This window comes from Paenibacillus sp. FSL H8-0317 (genome assembly GCF_045040685.1).
Lineage (GTDB): Bacteria > Bacillota > Bacilli > Paenibacillales > Paenibacillaceae > Paenibacillus.
In genome coordinates this window covers 5443859-5460913 of sequence record NZ_CP150294.1, presented here as the reverse complement: position 1 = coordinate 5460913, position 17055 = coordinate 5443859, and the positions used below count along the sequence as shown (strand labels likewise).

16 protein-coding genes are annotated in these 17055 nt (G+C 43.3%); 9 read left to right on the top strand and 7 right to left on the bottom strand.

From position 1 onward, the window contains the following. The first annotated feature begins 57 nt into the window (after positions 1-57). The 5 genes from MHB43_RS24440 (at position 58) to MHB43_RS24420 (ending at position 4242) form a co-directional block, all read left to right on the top strand. A complete protein-coding gene (locus tag MHB43_RS24440) occupies positions 58-795 on the top strand; it encodes a cyclase family protein (RefSeq protein WP_405130640.1) in 738 nt (245 codons plus the stop codon). A 214-nt stretch (positions 796-1009) separates the two neighbouring features. After that, positions 1010-1549, top strand: a complete 540-nt coding sequence (locus MHB43_RS24435) for a nucleoside deaminase (RefSeq protein ID WP_339178484.1) — start codon at positions 1010-1012, stop codon at positions 1547-1549. A gap of 349 nt (positions 1550-1898) precedes the next feature. Next, positions 1899-2345 (top strand): LytTR family DNA-binding domain-containing protein, encoded by a 447-nt coding sequence (locus tag MHB43_RS24430; protein WP_221824528.1) that lies wholly within the window; start codon positions 1899-1901, stop codon positions 2343-2345. Positions 2346-2357: 12 nt separating this feature from the next. Continuing rightward, on the top strand, positions 2358-2786 hold the full coding sequence (locus MHB43_RS24425) for a DUF3021 family protein (RefSeq protein ID WP_221824526.1): 429 nt from the start codon (positions 2358-2360) through the stop codon (positions 2784-2786). A gap of 151 nt (positions 2787-2937) precedes the next feature. After that, positions 2938-4242 carry an alpha/beta hydrolase gene (locus MHB43_RS24420; RefSeq protein WP_221824524.1) on the top strand — a complete coding sequence of 435 codons (1305 nt, stop codon included), beginning with the start codon at positions 2938-2940 and terminating at the stop codon, positions 4240-4242. Positions 4243-4515: 273 nt separating this feature from the next. Here MHB43_RS24420 and MHB43_RS24415 read toward each other — a convergent pair whose 3' ends face one another. Together MHB43_RS24415 and MHB43_RS24410 are read right to left on the bottom strand one after the other, a co-directional pair. Then, the gene (locus MHB43_RS24415; RefSeq protein ID WP_405130639.1) at positions 4516-5016 is read right to left on the bottom strand and encodes an AAA family ATPase; all 501 of its coding nucleotides are present in this window, start codon (positions 5014-5016) and stop codon (positions 4516-4518) included. Between the two features lie 228 nt (positions 5017-5244). Next, positions 5245-5445, bottom strand: a complete 201-nt coding sequence (locus MHB43_RS24410) for a hypothetical protein (protein ID WP_091034774.1) — start codon at positions 5443-5445, stop codon at positions 5245-5247. Positions 5446-5650: 205 nt separating this feature from the next. Here MHB43_RS24410 and MHB43_RS24405 point away from each other — a divergent pair, with 205 nt between their 5' ends. The 3 genes from MHB43_RS24405 to MHB43_RS24395 all read left to right on the top strand — a co-directional run bounded on the left by MHB43_RS24405 (position 5651) and on the right by MHB43_RS24395 (position 8424). Next, positions 5651-6106 carry a hypothetical protein gene (locus MHB43_RS24405; RefSeq protein WP_405130638.1) on the top strand — a complete coding sequence of 152 codons (456 nt, stop codon included), beginning with the start codon at positions 5651-5653 and terminating at the stop codon, positions 6104-6106. A 607-nt stretch (positions 6107-6713) separates the two neighbouring features. Further along, positions 6714-7721: an ROK family protein gene (locus tag MHB43_RS24400; protein ID WP_405130637.1), complete on the top strand. Its 1008-nt coding sequence runs from the start codon at positions 6714-6716 to the stop codon at positions 7719-7721. A 58-nt stretch (positions 7722-7779) separates the two neighbouring features. Next, positions 7780-8424, top strand: coding sequence for a sugar O-acetyltransferase (locus tag MHB43_RS24395; RefSeq protein WP_405130636.1), 645 nt, complete (start codon positions 7780-7782; stop codon positions 8422-8424). 59 nt (positions 8425-8483) lie between these two features. On the opposite strand, the gene MHB43_RS24390 is transcribed toward MHB43_RS24395, so the two are convergent. The 3 genes from MHB43_RS24390 to MHB43_RS24380 form a co-directional block, all read right to left on the bottom strand. Then, positions 8484-10304: an ABC transporter substrate-binding protein gene (locus tag MHB43_RS24390; RefSeq protein WP_405130635.1), complete on the bottom strand. Its 1821-nt coding sequence runs from the start codon at positions 10302-10304 to the stop codon at positions 8484-8486. Positions 10305-10378: 74 nt separating this feature from the next. Beyond that, a complete protein-coding gene (locus MHB43_RS24385; protein WP_221824514.1) occupies positions 10379-11890 on the bottom strand; it encodes an ABC transporter permease in 1512 nt (503 codons plus the stop codon). 36 nt (positions 11891-11926) lie between these two features. Continuing rightward, positions 11927-13369 carry an ABC transporter permease gene (locus tag MHB43_RS24380; protein WP_397376297.1) on the bottom strand — a complete coding sequence of 481 codons (1443 nt, stop codon included), beginning with the start codon at positions 13367-13369 and terminating at the stop codon, positions 11927-11929. Between the two features lie 150 nt (positions 13370-13519). On the opposite strand from MHB43_RS24380, the gene MHB43_RS24375 reads away from it, so the two are divergent. Further along, on the top strand, positions 13520-15271 hold the full coding sequence (locus MHB43_RS24375) for an ABC transporter ATP-binding protein (protein ID WP_313771511.1): 1752 nt from the start codon (positions 13520-13522) through the stop codon (positions 15269-15271). Between the two features lie 114 nt (positions 15272-15385). Here the strand turns inward: MHB43_RS24375 and MHB43_RS24370 are convergent, their stop codons facing one another. Then, positions 15386-16165: a hypothetical protein gene (locus MHB43_RS24370; protein ID WP_221824510.1), complete on the bottom strand. Its 780-nt coding sequence runs from the start codon at positions 16163-16165 to the stop codon at positions 15386-15388. A 110-nt stretch (positions 16166-16275) separates the two neighbouring features. After that, positions 16276-17037 (bottom strand): LuxR C-terminal-related transcriptional regulator, encoded by a 762-nt coding sequence (locus tag MHB43_RS24365; protein WP_405130634.1) that lies wholly within the window; start codon positions 17035-17037, stop codon positions 16276-16278. Between the last annotated feature and the right edge of the window lie 18 nt (positions 17038-17055).

The following is a 17055-nucleotide window of genomic DNA, read 5'->3' as shown; positions in this document are numbered from 1 at the left end:
AGTGGAATAAGATATAATAGGAGAAATTTATTCCATTTTGTGCATGAGGTGATTAGGATGTCCAACGAACTCATTCAAGCCATTCAATTGTTAAAAGAAAAGAAATGGGTGGATCTGACTCATACGTTTGGTCCAGGCTCTCCACATTTTTCAGCTTTCGAAGCAGCGCAATTCGATACACTGTTTGATCACGATCAAGGCTTCTTTGCCCAGAGCTTCAAGTTCCCGGGTCAATACGGGACACATCTTGATGCGCCGATCCACTTCGTTCGGGATACCCGGTATCTGGATGAACTAGGTTTGAAGGAGCTTGTGCTCCCGCTTGTGGTCATTGACCAGTCCGCTGAAGTGCAGAATAATCCGGACTTTACACTGGATGTGGAGCATATTCTTGCATTTGAAAGAGAGCATGGCGTGATTGAAGCTGGAAGCTTTGTAGCCTTACGTACCGATTGGAGCAAACGTTGGCCTAATCATGAAACATTTGATAACAAGGATGACGAGGGCAACAGTCATGCACCCGGATGGTCGGTTAGTGCGCTCATGTTTTTATTTGAGGAGAGAAAAGTACAAGCCATTGGGCATGAAACCTTTGACACGGATTCAGCGGTGGATTATCAGAAGAATGGAGCACTTCTGGCAGAATATTATGTACTTGCTCAGGATACATACCAGGTCGAGCTGTTAACAAACCTGGATCAGGTGCCGGCTAAAGGCGCTGTTATTTTCAATATTGTACCCAAAGCGGAGAAAGCATCTGGCTTTCCAGTCCGGTCTTTTGCCATTTTGCCGTAAAACTAGCTAGATCAAAAGCTGAAATAGATAAATCAGGCACAGAACTCAGAATACTCAAGTAGACAGCCGGCTAAATAGTCGGCTGTTTTTCAGTTAAGATAACTGGCAGGTTAGCGTAGCCGTACAAGAAAAATTAGCATTATGGGAGAAGGAGTAGCAGTATATTTCTGGAATATATTATTATTGGGAATTACTGAGATGGGGTGTGTATAAGATGGACAAGCATTACGAAAACCTTCTGTTAGCTTTTGAAGAAGCAGAAAAGGCTAGAGATGAAGGTACTTTTCCTATCGGTGCAATTATTGTTGATGCAGATGGTTCAGTTGTAAGCCGAGGTAGGAACAGAGTTTTTTTAAGCTGTGATTCTACAGCTCACGCCGAAGTGGACGCTATAAGAAAAGCCGGAAATGTGATACTTCATCTTGAGAGCAAGAAATTTATTCCAAAGAACGAACTTACCTTATATACTACCTGTGAGCCTTGTCCCATGTGCACAGGTACAATCGTGTTGTCTTTGATTAAAAAAGTGGTTTGGGCTGCAAATGATAGGGATATAGGTGCATTTAAAAAATTCAAGGAATTAAATAGCGAATTACCTATTTATAATGATCTGTTCCACGACATCGTGTTTGTTGCAGCCCCTTACAGAGATTTAGAGTTGAGACAAAGAAAAATGTTAGCAGAATGGAACAACAGCCGTGGGTATAGCGATAATCATTGGAATGATGAATTAGTAAATGAAACTGTTCAATAATAAATGAAACTTTGCACCTGATGTATTAAGCTAACGGGCAGGTTAGCTTAAATGAACAGTAAGCATAAAATAGATTATTCTACTATATTCCAGTAAGATGAGTGGTAATATACCTGAACGAAGAGGAGGAATCAATGGAACACGGAAAATTATAATAGGGTTATGTCAATTTGTTTCTGGAGGGACGACTTTAAAATTAAGGTAATAAGGACATTATTGGACGCCGATAAGTTCGCAAGCACCAGGACCTACTTCTAATTTAGAAAGGCGTGGAAATCGAGATTATCTGATTATTTGGATTTATGATTCATGTTATAAACGTTAACAAGTTTTAATTCGAGTTTTTGAGGTGATTTTCATCGAAATTTTCATCGAAGTTATAGACCATACAGAAGAAGAGGAGATCCGCATCAGGTGTCACCAGGTAGACGAAGAAATATATGAGCTCGTTAATAAAATAAAAACCGAAACGCTCATTATACTTGGTTACCATGAGGATAAGATCAGCCGTATCAAACTTAGTGATATTTATTATTTTGAAGCTGTTGACGGCAGAGTGTTTGCGTATGGTAAGAACAACGTTCATGAAGTCAAACAAAAGCTTTATGAACTTGAGGAACTATGCAGAGAGAAGCATTGTTTTCGCGCCTCCAAATCCACCATCCTAAATATAGCTAAGATTACTAGTATTCATCCGTCGATTAGCGGCCGTTTTCAGGCATTATTGGATAACGGGGAAAAGGTAGTCATATCACGGCAGTATGTGCCCATGCTTAAGCACATGCTTGGATTATAAAGGGGGACCTACATGAAGTATTTTGGCCTCATCAAAGAAATGATCAGAGATTTCTTAATTATATTCGCCTCCATCATGATAATCATCGCTATATTACGGCAAATCTATACTCCTGATTCTAGTTTTGAGTTAAACACGATTTTCACAATTATGGCGTTCTCTTTTCTGGGTGCTTTAACTGGAATCATATTATATATGCCGCATTCGATTAGCGAGAATAAAATGCGCTTGTGGGTAGTTTTTCATTTTCTCTTTCTGGAATCTGTTTTAATTTCTCTCGCTGTCATATTGAATCTCGTATACACCACTTCCGGTATATTATTATTGGCTTTGCAAATTGCCGTAGTATATGCGATCGTTCGCCTGCTGGCCTATAGGAGCGACAAAAAGGAAGCTCAAATGATTAATAAAAGATTAAAAACATTTAAAAACGAGAATTAGAAGGTATACACAACGCAGAGTAAGTACACTTCATTGCGTTGTTTTTTACAACTTAGTGGCCTTCAGCTACAGCTTATCGTTTATGCGTATACACATCCTCTACCATTTCTTATGATGAACTCATAAAAAGTTGGAGGAGGAGAGAAGACTTATGGAAATTTTAATACTTATTGTTATGTTGGTTTTTGAGCTTGCAATTGCCGTTTATTCCATTGCAACCAAGCAAAGCCACAGCAAGATAAAGAGTTTGATGAGAATCACAACATTTATAGTATTCATAATGCTGATCTTAGGGAACATCGTCGTATGGGAGTACACTTGGGGGCTGTTTGCAGGCTTGCTCTTTATATTAGCTTTCAAAGAAATGGTTGCACTCCTGCGCAAACAAACACATACTCCGGGTTACAAAGTTTTTTCTACGATTTTGAAATTCCTTTTGCTAGCACTGACTATCGTTGTCACTCTTGTTCCGGTTTTACTTTTTCCACAGTATAAATTGCCACAAGTGACAGGTCCGTATGCAGTGGCCACCGCCACTTACAGCTATGTGGACATGAATCGTATTGAAGAATTTACGGATCGAGAAAACAATCGGTTTGTTAATGTAGAATTTTGGTATCCTGAAAATGCAGACGCAACCTATCCTTTACTTATGTTCTCCCATGGAGCATTCGGTATTAAAGCAAGCAACACTTCTACCTTTACAGAACTTGCGAGCCACGGTTATGTCGTCGTTTCCATTGATCATCCTTATCATTCTTTTTATACCATTTCCGAGGCTGGAAAGATTGTGACAGTTAACCCCGAGTATATGCAAGAAGTCAACAATGCAAATAAAGCAGGTTTTTATTCGCTTGGTGAGTATTTCGAGCTTACTCAAAAATGGATAACAATGCGAACTGATGATATGGATTTTGTCATGGATACTATTTTAGAACAAGCAGGGCAAAATAAAGATCCTGTATATGAGCGAATCGATATACAAAAAATAGGCGTGTTCGGTCATTCTATGGGTGGAGCGGCAAGCGTAGCACTGGGCAGAGAACGCGATGACATTGACGCAGTGGTAAATATAGATTCTCCGTTCTTTAGCGAGCTTTCGTATGATGAAGCTACGAACGAACTATCTGTAAAATCCGAAGCTTACACAATCCCGCTTCTTAACATTTATTCGGATGATGTATGGGTACAGCTGGACAGCAGCTCTTCTTATATCGCGAATAAAATTTCAAATGAAAATTTTAAAGGAGCATACACCGTTCATTTTAAAGGCGCAAAACATTTAAGTTTGACTGATCTACCTTTATTCTCTCCTATATTGGCAGACCTGTTGCAGGGTGGAAAAGCAGATATCGATAAGTATTATGCGATTGAAACTCAAAATGAACTTATCCTTCGTTTTTTTGACTCTGTGCTAAAGAATCAAGGTCAGTTTGCTCCAAAAGCGACGTATTAAGTATCTGTCGAGTTAATGAATTTAAGTAATGTGGGCAAGTAAAACAATTGTGAACACAAGATAAATTATGCCAATGACAAAGATGGAGCGATAGGAAGCAGTATAATCTTTATATACTAGATTATTAAACTAACGGGAAACGTTAATTCAATAAAACTAAGAAAGCAGCCGACCATTGTGATTGGATGCTTTTATTCAACTAGCGGGCAGGTTAGTTTAACAAGGTACTTAGATTGGTCGAACTGGGAGGTTTTGTACAGTGCAAAGAAGTGATCAGCTAGTGGAGTTGGCAATGAGTTCAAGCTCGGTTACAACTTCATCAAGCGGCTTCCTGGTGTCGATCTCAACAGTAGCTCCAGCACGTAAGAGCGGCTCAACACTAGCGACGTTTTGTATAATTTCTTCACGTTGTTCAACAGTTTTTCCATAATCGTTCGTCTTACGGGAAGCTATACGTTCAAGGATTACTTCGAGGGGAGCACTTAACAACACTATTGCATCAAACATCGGGTAAAACTTCCCCTGATTAGATACACAACCCGAAATGAATAAAGTACCTTCTCTATGTTCAGTGAGCATCTCATCAATTCGATTCTCGTTCCATAACCACCCAGAACCATCCACATTCTCACTCCAACCATCATAATCGGTATCGATAATTCTATGCCCCCTATGAGCAAGTTCGCCTAGAACCGTTGATTTACCTGTACCCGACATTCCTGTCACCAGAATTATCACCTTCTTTATTGATATTGAGTCCGAAGTATTTGTCATATTTTCACTCCCTTTATAAGAAAGTCCCTTGGACTAGATTAACACATAAAGGCAATAAACTGGCAACAGGTAAGAAACTTATCAGGAACCAAGTCTAGCTAGGATTTGACCTATTGAAACAAAAAATTGTATTTTGGCAAACTTATGGGTTAAGTCACAACTAACAAAGCTAAATAATTCACATATGTAAATAGCAAGGGAGGCGTATTCTGCCTCCTTTTTATGTTGTTACTTTTGATCCGAGTGAGGATCTTGATTAAATCTTTGTGAGATTTTTTTCTCTGTTTTCTTACGCCGTATCCAGCGCTTGAGTAAGCCTTCTTCTTTGCGTTCTTGCAGTGTTTCCTTCAAACCTTGAATCATAAATTCCGATCTTCGTCTGTCATCCCGACTAATCTCGCGTAATTCCTTAATAAATTTGTCGTCCATATCTGCCTCTCGCTTGTTCAGGATAATTCCATTATACCGAACGTACGTTCTTTTATCAAGTTTTACCATGTTGAATAATTTTCGAAGCCTATGTAGTGAAAAGAAGCACAGGAACATAACGTGCTGTGTGTGAGAATGATACGAGATGGTTTGAGAATAATCCTCCATGAATGTATAAAGTACGAGAGAACGGAAGGAGCAATTCATGATGAAACGGAGTATGGGCAGGTCGTGGTTACTTATAGTGATGCATGGATTTCTGGGAATGGGGGCGATCGTTGGAGGAAGCATTTTAATCATGGACCCAACGGGAAGTATGGTGAATCTGCCCGATTCTGTATTGGAGCATTCACCTTTTACCAGTTTTTTGTTTCCGGGAATCATCCTATTGCTGGTTCTTGGCGTGATGCCTCTAGTGATTGGTATATCGCTCATGCGCTACGTTCATTGGGAGCTGGGTGAGACACTTAATCTCTATCCTGACCGCTACTGGGCTTGGACATTTTCTTTGTACACGGGTTTTGCTCTCATCATCTGGATTATGGTGCAGGTGTACTGGATTCAGGATGTCTCCATCATTCACTTGGTCTATTTTGCATGGGGAGTGGGTATTCAGGTTGTGACCTTATGGCCCGGGGTACAGCAAAAATACTCGAAATAAACTGCTCGCATGTTGAACAAAAGGCTGCCGTCAGATTCTTGAATGATTGTGGTGGCAGCTATTTACATTGGTATCCCAGATGATAGGTGTGGTGGTCATGCTTCCCTCTTGTTTTCTAGGATTAAAAAGGACTCGGACAGATCATATTGACAAAAATACATCATCCTCGCATACTTACGATATACACTTTATAAAGTTTATTTATTAATCATACCTAAAGAAATGGACTCAAGCTCATGAGCTATCAGATAGTCGCTGCTTCTGCAACCGCATTGCTTCCCCACTGGCTTGCAGAAGCGACCAACCGAAAAATCATAATCCGCAGGAAACAGGGAGGTAAGTAGGGATGGTATACGTTATTATGGCAGTTATAATATGGGCAGGTACCTATGCCAATATGGCCTTGTCAAAGCAGCCGATGGAAGTGAAGCCTGTGAAGTCAATGGATGATTTGTTTGAGTGAACAAAATAACTCTGCCGATTTCGATCCATTGCCAGCACGATGGAACTCATGTGTTCGAGTAAGGCATTATGGTATGATATGGTGTGAAATGACATCCATACCATTGCTTTGGCTCAATTGAACCAGAGTAGAAACGAGAGGGTTATGAAAAAAGCCAACGCTACAATGATGAAATACATCAATTTGAATAATGTGCGTGAAGTCATGCAGCAGATTGAGACGGCGACCAAACCGCAATTAGCTTTATTAACCAATCTTAGTGTTGTTACCATTAATGCGCTGATTCAGGAGTTATGTGATGGCGGAGAGTTGTTCCAGGATAAAGTGGTTCCCTCTAACGGCGGTCGTCCTGCACAGGCATATCGATATAATTATAACTTCAAGCTTGCTTTGGTTCTTTACATCAAAGAGATGAAAGGCCAGGAGTTGATTTCGGCAACGGTCATGAATCTGGAGAATAAGGTTGTGTTGAAGGAAGAGCGCATTTTGCCTGCTTTTGATAAACAGCATATGCTGCAACTTATCGCGCGTTTCATTACGGAGTATCCCTCCATTGATATGATCGGCATCGGTATTCCGGGGCAAGCCGTGGATGGGGACATCACGGTGAGCAGTCATGAAGAGCTTATCCATTCACATCTGATACGGGAGATCGAGAGCGAGTTCCAACTGAACGTTCTCGTGGAGAATGATGTTAATGCAGCGATTAGCGGATACTGTACACAGCATGCGGATATGAAGGAACAGAGTGTAGCAGGAATTTATTTTCCAAACCGATACCCGCCGGGTATGGGCATGATGTTGAATGGACAGATGATCCGTGGGAAAAACGGGATGTTTGGTGAGATCAAGTATCTTCCTTATTCACCTGATTGGCACCGTGACATAAGCAAAGATGATTTTGTACTGAACGTATGTCATATCCTGCAAACGATTAATGCCGTCGTTGCCCCGCACCAGATTGTCATTTATCAGGAACGGGTGGAGAGAGAAGAGCTGGATTTGGCGTGGAAACAGTACGGGAAGGATCACCCCATGCCGTCGTTGCCCGAGATTGTACATCAGGATTCGTTCCAACATGATTTTGATGCTGGGTTACGAGGAATGGTACTTCAGGCGTTGAAGTCAGGCATTCTATCAGAAGCCTTATAACCTACAGTTCATGTCTGTGGCTTTTATTTTATAAGCTAACTCTTGTAGAGGAGGATTCATGATGCGTGAAGAAGAGAGAATCATGAAAGGCGTATTGTTCAGTCCAAGTGATCCGGAATTAAAGGCCATCAAAAGGCAAGCCCATAATCTCAGTCAGCGTTACAGTCAGACCTTTGAAGAACAGACTGAGGAGAGGAATCAAATATTGCAACAGTTACTGGGAGAGGTTGGAGAAGGCGGATTCATGCAAGGCCCCATCTTTTTTCATTATGGTGTGCATACCCGAATAGGCGATCACTTCTTCGGTAATTACAATCTGACGATACAAGACGACGCGCTAGTGACGATCGGGGACTATACCAGTTTTGGACCCAACGTCACGATTGTTACCCCCATTCACCCCATGATTGCCAGCGAGCGGAGACAGATGGTGGATCAGAACGGTGATGTGAAGTCACTATGTTATGCCAAACCGGTCACAATTGGAAACGATGTATGGATCTCGGCAAACGTCACAGTGTGCGGGGGCGTAACGATTGGAGACGGCTGTGTGATCGGAGCAGGTAGCGTGGTGACTCGTGATATTCCACCGCATTCTTTTGCAGCAGGCGTACCGTGTAAAGTTATTCGCAAAATTACTGATGCGGACAGCATGCGAAACTATCCCGATGTTCTGGCAGATTGCCGTGTGCTGGAAGAATAAAAAAAGGTTGTCACCAGGATCTGTAGATGATCCGGTGACAGCCTTTTGTTGTTGTACGTTTACTTGGAGGCGTTGTAGTTACTCAAGAATTCTTTTACTTTTGCAGGATCAGCTTTCAATTCATTCCCGGTCTGAACGAGCGGGCTTACTGTAGAGTATGCTTTGAGTTTGTTGTTCTTGTAGAAACTCAAAATCTCATCCTGATTAATGGAGTACAGCACGGCTTTTCTCAGGTCACTGCTCTTGGCAACTTCACGATTGGCCGTGTTGAACAACAGATAGGAGACAGCGTTACTTGGCAGACTTTGCAGTTTCAGCTTGCTGTCATTTTCGATGATGTCATACTTGGTTTCAGGTACACCGTAGTATAAGTGAATTTCACTGCTGCGAAGAGCAGAGAGGGCGCTGTCTGCATCCGCGATGAATCGGACGTTAACCTGAGCAATTTTTGGCTCATCTTCCGTGCCTTTACGGTAAGCCGGATTTTTTAAGAATACACCTTCATAGTCATTTTTATAAGACAAAATATAAGGTCCGCTAGTATAAAGGGTGTTATTGTATGCTGCGCCTTCAGTCACCGTGTTCTGATCACCGTAAGGAATATCTTTGTTGACGTCAAAGGAAGCTACATCATATGTGTTGATGCTCTCCACCTGTTTTTTGGACACGATACCCGCAGATTGGTGAGCCAGGTAGTTCAGAACTTGCGGGAAAGGTTCAGTTGTGGTCAGTTTAACGACCTGATATTTACCTGCGCTATTATCTGCTTTGATTTTGTCAGTCACGAGTTCTGTAATTTTGCTGCCCAATCCTTGTTCCAATGCTTCGAGGATTGTGCCGTTGCCGCTGGATTGTTTGATGGATTGTAATGCACTCAGATCCGTTACAACCTCAGCTTCTTTGATGTGTTCATGCAGACTGTACGTCCGGTGATCCGGAACGGAATCTTTATTTTTAGCACGATCCAGGGAGAAGATCACATCATCTGCACCGACACGTTCTCCTGTATCTACAGCTTTTTTGTTATCAATCTTCGCAAAGTTGATATCGTCTCTGAGAATGAAGTAGTAGTCCGAATTACCTTCAGCAATACTAAAGTTATGGGACAGTGCTCCATCTGCTGTCAGCTGATCGTCATCCGTCAAGTTAACGAGACGTACGTACATATTGGTGTTCAACTGGTTGATGGAGCCGTCGTTTCCTTTGATTGGATCAAGGGAAGTCAGTACGGATGCACTTTGCGTCAGAATCAACGGATCTTTGGCATTTTTGGAGCTGTCCTTGAATTCAATCGGTTCCCAAGCCATGGCGCGGGATTTGGAGAGACGAACGGTGTCTACATTCAGAATGTCTTTGTTCACAGCCTGACTTTTCAGGGAAATGTACAAAGGAGCGATATATGCCTGATCCGTTACCAAGCGATCTTCCAATTGTTTGTACGTGTCTTTGTACTCATCTGGAGTTTGAGTAGCTGCCTGATCGATGAGCTTATCAAGTTCCCCATCGGCAAGGATACTGTAATCTCCACCTGTTTTGAAAAGGGAACGCACCGCATAATCGGGATTTCCCGTTACCGTTGTCCAGCTGGACAAGGCAATGTCATAATTCCCTGCATCCTGTTGGGATTTGAAGCTGCCGTAATCCGGCTGCAGGTTCAGTTTCACATTGAAGCCGTTTTTGGTCAGCTGGTCGCGGACAATGTTTACATCATTTTCGGAAGAACTCATGGCGAGCAGTTCAATGTCAGCCGGTTTTTGTGCAGTTTCTGTTGTGTCCGCTGGTGCGGTCTCCGCCTGGGATTCGGTTTTCGTTTTTACACTGCAGCCAGAAATCACAATGACGAGAATTAATAACAATGAGATCAGTGTACGTTTTTTCATGGGATTACCCTCCATATCTTGATTGTGTGATGTGTGTTTTCTTTTTTTCTATATCATTCATTTCAACCAATCAATTAGGCCTTTTCCAGCTTGGGATCAAGCGCATCACGCAGACCGTCACCGAGAAAGTTAAACGAAAGAACCAGCAGAATAATAGCCAAGCCTGGATAAATCGCCAGATAAGAGTGGGTCTCCAGGTATGTACTGCCGAGCTTCAGAATGTTACCCCATTCTGGAATATGCGGCTCCACGCCGAGTCCCAGATAACTCAAACTGCTGGTAGCAATAACGGCTCCACCAATCGTGAGTGTGGATTTGATAATCATGGGCGCAAGGGAGTTGGGAATAATGTGTTTGAAAATAATCGTACGATTGTTGTACCCCAGTGCACGTGCAGCTTCCACAAATTCAAAAGTAGATACATAGAGCACACTGGCTCTCATGGTACGAGCGTAAGTTGGAATCGAACCCAGACTCAGCGCCAGAATGAGATTGACCGTATTGGCTCCAAACGCCGCAATAATAGCAATGGCGAGCAGAATTCCCGGAATCGCATAGAGAATATCCAGCAGCCGCATGATGATGTTATCCGTATGCCTTCCGTAGAAACCGGAGAATGCTCCGAGGACTCCACCGATCAACACAGGAATGATGGTCGACATGCAACCTACGATCAAGGAAATCCGGGCACCAAATACAATCCGGGAAAATAAACATCGTCCGAAGTCGTCCGTTCCCAACGGATACGCAAGGGAAGGCGGTTGAAGCAGCGCCGAGTAGTTATTTTCCACAGCCATGCTGTAGTCAAAGGTAAAGAAGCTGCAGATCGATATCGAGAACAGAAAAATGATAAAAAACAAACCGGACATGGCAGTCATATTTGGAGCAAGTCGCTCCCACAGATCATTCCAGAAGTTTGATTTTTGTTTCCCCTGTCTGCGAATGCGCCCAATAATGGAGATGCCGAGCAATAGGGCAAATACATTACCTGTGATTGAGGTCAGAATCAGTACTACACTGACACCGATCATCCAGCGAGGGAGGATAGAGGTCGCGTTATATCGGGATACGATAATCAGTACGACCAGGTCGATGACCAGAATAAATATGAGCACCGCCATGGCTGGCAGAAAGTTGTCAGCCACATAGGGTTTGAAAACATTTAACGCCGATACACCGATGACGAACAGCTGAGTTAACAGCATATACACCGCAAAGGTGTACTCCACATTCCTGGCTTTTCGAATCAGATGAAAGGCTGCCGTTACGATAAATATATTGCCAGAAATGATGGCAAGCAGTTGAACCCAGGCAATCCTGCGTGTCAGAGTAGAGATCGTACCTGTACGGATCAAGTCTTTTCGAATTCGAAGGGTGATGACACTTTGGACCAGTGTGAAGAATACATAGATCCCAAGTATCGTTAGCAGATATGGTTTGAACGTCTGCCCGCTCCAGTCATAACTATTGAACAGCAATAATGCAGTCAAGAGAAGGGACGTGATCCAGGCAAAGCTTGCCTGACTGTATTCTCGAGAAGACTTAAGCCGGAAACGCATTTCTTGTGTTAAGGATGAATTTGTCATAATACACCTGCTTTAAGAGGTAGTTCAACACACACGTTAATATTGTTTCATCTTGGAGCGCACTCTTGGATCAATAAAAGCGTAGAGCAGATCAACCGCTACATTGATAATGGAGATCGTAATTGCTGTGTAGATTACTCCGCCCATGATACTCGGAATATCGGGGATGAATTGTTTATCCACAATATAGCTGCCGAGACCGCTGATATTAAACACTTTCTCCGTCACTGCTGCCCCGCCGAGCATGGCTCCGAATTGAAGTCCAACCACAGTAACGATTGGAATCAATGCATTACGTACAGCGTGTTTCAGCATGACCTGACGTTCGCTTAACCCCTTGGCGCGGGCGGTCATCACATAGTCCTCATGAATGACTTCCAGTGTGGAAGATCGAGTCATCCGTGCCACCGCAGCCGTAAGTCCCGTGCCCAGCACAATGGTTGGCATAATGATCGAGAGCCAGCTCTGCGGGTTGAAGGTGGCAGGAAGCCACTGCAATTTGATTGAAAAATTCAGAATGAAAATAAGTCCTTGCCAGAAATTCGGGATCGATAATCCAATCAGAGCGATAAACATAAACGTATAATCGAACCATGAATTAGGCTTAATCGCTGAGATGATACCGATAGGTAATGCAATGATAAGTGCTAATAGCAGAGAAATGACCGCGAGGGTCAAGGTAATTGGAAACTTCCTTGCAATCGTTGCTGTGACATCTTCATTTCCAGCAAAAGATTTGCCAAGATCGAAGAGAGCAACTCCCTTAATATTGTTCCAAAGCTGTGTAAGATAAGGCTGATCCAAGCCATACACCTGATTGAATGCTGCAATCTGTTCCTGCGTTGCTGTCTCTCCGAGAATGTTAGCTGCCGGGTTGAACGGAGACAGATACAAAATCGTAAATACGAGTGTGGCTACGCCCAGAATGACAAATACCGTCATCAGTATTCTTTCAAATATGTACTTTAGATAAGGATTTCCATACAAAAAGAGGATGCCATACATCAGACAGCCGGGAATAATCGATATCGCGAAAAACCACGGTTTTTCAAAAAGCGAACGGAACGTATCGGCCATCGTTAGACGGTGATTTCCCTGTTCCTGAAGTATGCGAGAAGTCCGCTCCTTCAACTCTTTCTGAACCGTCTCTTCCAACCATTCCTCGGTCTGACGTGTGAATTCTTCCTCACTGACCTGTTGCTGGAAAAAACGATGTTTGCGTCGCAACTGATCTTCGACTTCCAACTTCAGCTTGTTCCGATAGGAAGAAGCGAGCAGTTCTTGCTCAGCCGTCTGCCTGGCAGCTACCCAGCCGTCATTTTTTCGATTTGAACGCCATATTAGAAACACGACCAGATTGATCGGTAATCCAAGAATGAACAGAACATATCGGTAGGAAGGATGAAGCAGCATTTTGCCATAAATAAAACTTAAATTGTGCACCAACCGCGAGAGTCTGCTGCCTTCTGCAAGATTCAAACCAAGCGTGCCTCCTCTCATTCAGGTTTAAATTGCATTATTCCGATTGATATAGTATATATTATTTAGGGTCTAAACAATTGTCAAGGATTTAAATGGTATACATATGAGATGAGTGAATGTGAAAAACGGATGAGAGCTGGTGATGATATGGAACCTTTACTGAAAGTGAATGATCTATCGGTCTCTTTTCATTCTGGAGAGAGTGAGTTTCAGGCAGTGCGAGGAGTGAGTTTTGAAGTGTGCAAAGGCGAGACGCTGGGCATTGTAGGCGAATCGGGCAGTGGAAAGAGTGTGACCGCACGTTCCATTATGAGGCTGCTTGCTTCCCCGCCTTCGCAGATGAAAAAGGGAGAGATTCTATTTAAAGGGGGCGACCTGGCCAATAAAACGCAGAAAGAGATGGAGAGCATCCGCGGGCGTGATATTGGTATGATCTTTCAGGACCCGATGAGTTCTCTTAATCCGACCATTAAAGTAGGGAAACAGATCTCCGAGAGTCTGATCAAACATCAGAAGGTGTCCAAAAGGGAAGCCAAGAAACAGGCAATTGCCATGATGGAGCGGGTGGGGATAACTCGTAGTGAAATACGCTACAACCAATATCCACACGAATTCTCCGGAGGCATGCGTCAGCGGGTCATGATTGGTATTGCACTTGCTTGTCGTCCTGAATTGCTCATTGCCGATGAGCCGACAACCGCACTGGACGTTACCATTCAGGCCCAGATTCTGAATTTGATGAAAGATATGCAGGACCAACTGGGCACATCGATTATTCTGATCACGCATGATTTGGGCGTAGTAGCAGGCATGTGTGATCGGGTTGTTGTTATGAAAGAAGGACAGATTGTGGAAACCGGGACAACAACAGAGATTTTTGCTAATCCCAAACATCCGTATACGATCAGACTTCTGAATGCATTACCACGTCTGGATCAGAAGAAAAAGCCAAAACCGGTATCATTGGTCCCGAGAGATCTGGAAGATGATCAGCCGTTGCTTGAGGTGAAATCGCTCAGACAACATTTTAATCTGGGGAAAGGCAATACCTTAAAGGCAGTGAATGATATCAGCTTCCATATTCGGCAAGGAGAGACACTTGGCGTTGTAGGGGAATCTGGCAGCGGAAAATCAACCACGGGGCGTGCGATACTGCGGTTGCATGAGCCAACAGGTGGAGATGTACTCTTTAAAGGAGTCCCTCTCAATCGCTTGTCAGCTTCGGAGATGAAAACGATGCGCAGACATATGCAGATCATCTTCCAAGACCCCTACGCATCTCTGAATCCCAAAATGAGGATTATGGATATCATTGGAGAAGCGCTTGATATCCATCAACTTGCAGGTACTGCATCTCAGCGGGAGAAGCGGGTGGAGGAGTTACTGGAGATGGTCGGTCTCGATCCCACCCATGCGCAGCGTTATCCACATGAATTCTCGGGTGGACAGAGACAGCGGATCGGTATTGCACGAGCTCTGGCTGTGGAACCTGAATTCATCGTATGTGATGAGCCGTTGTCTGCACTGGATGTATCGATACAGGCTCAGATCGTACAGCTGCTTGAAGAGTTGCAGCAGCGACTCGGATTGACGTATCTCTTCATCGCGCATGACTTGTCTATGGTTAAACATATCAGTGATCGAGTGGCGGTGATGTATAACGGGAAGATTGTGGAGCTGGCTGAGAGTGAAGAACTCTATTCCAACCCGCAACATGCCTATACCAAGGCGTTGCTGTCTGCTATTCCTGTGCCTGACCCAGCGGTAGAAGCGAAGAAAAAGAGACATGTTGTCAAAGAAACAACAAAAGAAAATATTGAAGTAGAGGACCGTTATAATCTCGAACATTCCAAGTGGGTAGAGATCACGGAAGGGCACTGGGTAGCCATATCTAGCTAGTGCAAGAGCAAGACATCTTTTTTTAGTAAAAAAAGAACCCCGACAATGATCTCCATAGATCGTTATCGGGGTTGTGTTATATGTGCTTTGAATAATGGCAGTAATCGAAAGCGATTATTTGAATTGAACCGATTTTTTGATGGTATCAATCTCGGCTTTGGTCTTATCATCCATGTAAGTGAAGATGAAGTTGAAAGCATAACCTTCAATGATTGTACTATAGTAATCTTGAGTAATGGTTGAACCGTCACCTGCATCCATCGTGATTTGCATCAGATCCATCTCTTTACCACCGATGGTTTCCGTTGTCATTTCCTTATAATCGTAAGGGAACTGGCTATCCACCATGAATTTTTTGGTTGCTTCCAGGTAGTCTTTACCTGTACGAATGCCTTGCAACAAGCTTACTTTCTCAGCAATGGCCATAGCGGAAGGGCCAACTTGACCCCCGTCCAGTGGATACTTTGAAGCCATAAGCAGATTCAATGTTTTGGTCTGAGACAGTTCGATTTGTTTTTTCTTTGTTTCATCATCACCAGCAATCGCTTCGGATGAAGCACTTGTCAGCTCATTCATGCCTGCAGCATCCTGGAACTCCCATGCTTCCGGGAATTTCAGAGATACGCCGAAATAATCATTGTTGTAAGAACCTTTTTCCGTCGTCCCCAGCTCAACGTCTTGGGAATTATCAGTTTCCTTGGACTCTTCGCTTGCTGGTTCTGTTTTCTCTGTTTCTTCTGTATTCGCTGTATCTGAATCAGTACCAGTCGTTGTTTCTGTCGGGGTAGGCTCTTCTGTTGCGGCTGTGTTATCTGCTTTGTCACCGCAAGCGGCTGCAACCAGCATAATCATAATAAGCATGGCGAATAAAGAAGCTTTTTTTGGAATTGTCATATTACCCTCCTGAAATGTGTGTGTGTGTTTCTCTCTCTACATGTTGCCTGCTTTCTAAATTGTAGCACAAACGTTCTCATATACTACCTATAGGAATCTATAGGGGTCTTCTATACATAAGACATTCGGCTGGCAATTGAAACAGCTTCTGTGCTGGATTGCACACCTAATTTGTTAAAAATCACTTTTTTGTGATGATTCACGGTGCATTCCTTGATCTTTAATTTCAAAGCAATGGCTTTTACAGTGAGGCCACCGGCTATCATCTCAAGAATGGTTAACTGACGCTCGGTGAACTCCACCGTCGGTTTGTCGCACAGTTCAGCAGTCTGTTGACTCTGGTAACAGTTCTGCATGTAAGCTGGAATTAGCTTGGCAATGGCGATTAGTTCACCTTGCATATCTGCATTAATGGTGGACACATCCAGATAACCAACATGTTGTGATCCCATGAACAGAGGTGCGGCATAACAATGCCAGCTTTGAAAATAAGGACTTTCATGCTGTTCCGGCAGCAACAGTGCAGGTTTATTGTTATCCATCGATTCTGATATGGCGTTAACTCCACAGCTCTTTGCGGTGAAGATCATACCCGGACATATAGGGGAATGTTTCACCACAGCTTCAAGATCTGAACTGTAATCCATGGAGAGTAACACACCGTCCGTATCTGTGAGTAGAAAAAGATAGGTGCCCGTTAAATTCTCTTTGATATCCGAGATACTGTTCTGGAATGCATGAATCAGAAAGTGATTGATTTTGCGAAGCCTGTCCAGACTGGATTTTGGTAAATAGTCGAACGGAGCCGTTCCTGCTGCATCCGAGCAAGTCGGGGACTCTTCGTGTAGTGTGGCAAATGTAATGGCAGGCATGTTGTTTCCTCCTTGCTG

What these genes read in the sequence shown, in the direction of transcription:
- MHB43_RS24385 (WP_221824514.1), bottom strand. Translation starts at nt 11,890, where the DNA reads ATGACAAATTCATCCTTAACACAAGAAATGCGTTTCCGGCTTAAGTCT.
- MHB43_RS24400 (WP_405130637.1), top strand. Translation starts at nt 6,714, where the DNA reads ATGAAAAAAGCCAACGCTACAATGATGAAATACATCAATTTGAATAAT.
- MHB43_RS24415 (WP_405130639.1), bottom strand. Translation starts at nt 5,016, where the DNA reads ATGACAAATACTTCGGACTCAATATCAATAAAGAAGGTGATAATTCTG.
- MHB43_RS24420 (WP_221824524.1), top strand. Translation starts at nt 2,938, where the DNA reads ATGGAAATTTTAATACTTATTGTTATGTTGGTTTTTGAGCTTGCAATT.
- MHB43_RS24375 (WP_313771511.1), top strand. Translation starts at nt 13,520, where the DNA reads ATGGAACCTTTACTGAAAGTGAATGATCTATCGGTCTCTTTTCATTCT.
- MHB43_RS24440 (WP_405130640.1), top strand. Translation starts at nt 58, where the DNA reads ATGTCCAACGAACTCATTCAAGCCATTCAATTGTTAAAAGAAAAGAAA.
- MHB43_RS24405 (WP_405130638.1), top strand. Translation starts at nt 5,651, where the DNA reads ATGATGAAACGGAGTATGGGCAGGTCGTGGTTACTTATAGTGATGCAT.
- MHB43_RS24425 (WP_221824526.1), top strand. Translation starts at nt 2,358, where the DNA reads ATGAAGTATTTTGGCCTCATCAAAGAAATGATCAGAGATTTCTTAATT.
- MHB43_RS24395 (WP_405130636.1), top strand. Translation starts at nt 7,780, where the DNA reads ATGATGCGTGAAGAAGAGAGAATCATGAAAGGCGTATTGTTCAGTCCA.
- MHB43_RS24370 (WP_221824510.1), bottom strand. Translation starts at nt 16,165, where the DNA reads ATGACAATTCCAAAAAAAGCTTCTTTATTCGCCATGCTTATTATGATT.
- MHB43_RS24390 (WP_405130635.1), bottom strand. Translation starts at nt 10,304, where the DNA reads ATGAAAAAACGTACACTGATCTCATTGTTATTAATTCTCGTCATTGTG.
- MHB43_RS24410 (WP_091034774.1), bottom strand. Translation starts at nt 5,445, where the DNA reads ATGGACGACAAATTTATTAAGGAATTACGCGAGATTAGTCGGGATGAC.
- MHB43_RS24365 (WP_405130634.1), bottom strand. Translation starts at nt 17,037, where the DNA reads ATGCCTGCCATTACATTTGCCACACTACACGAAGAGTCCCCGACTTGC.
- MHB43_RS24435 (WP_339178484.1), top strand. Translation starts at nt 1,010, where the DNA reads ATGGACAAGCATTACGAAAACCTTCTGTTAGCTTTTGAAGAAGCAGAA.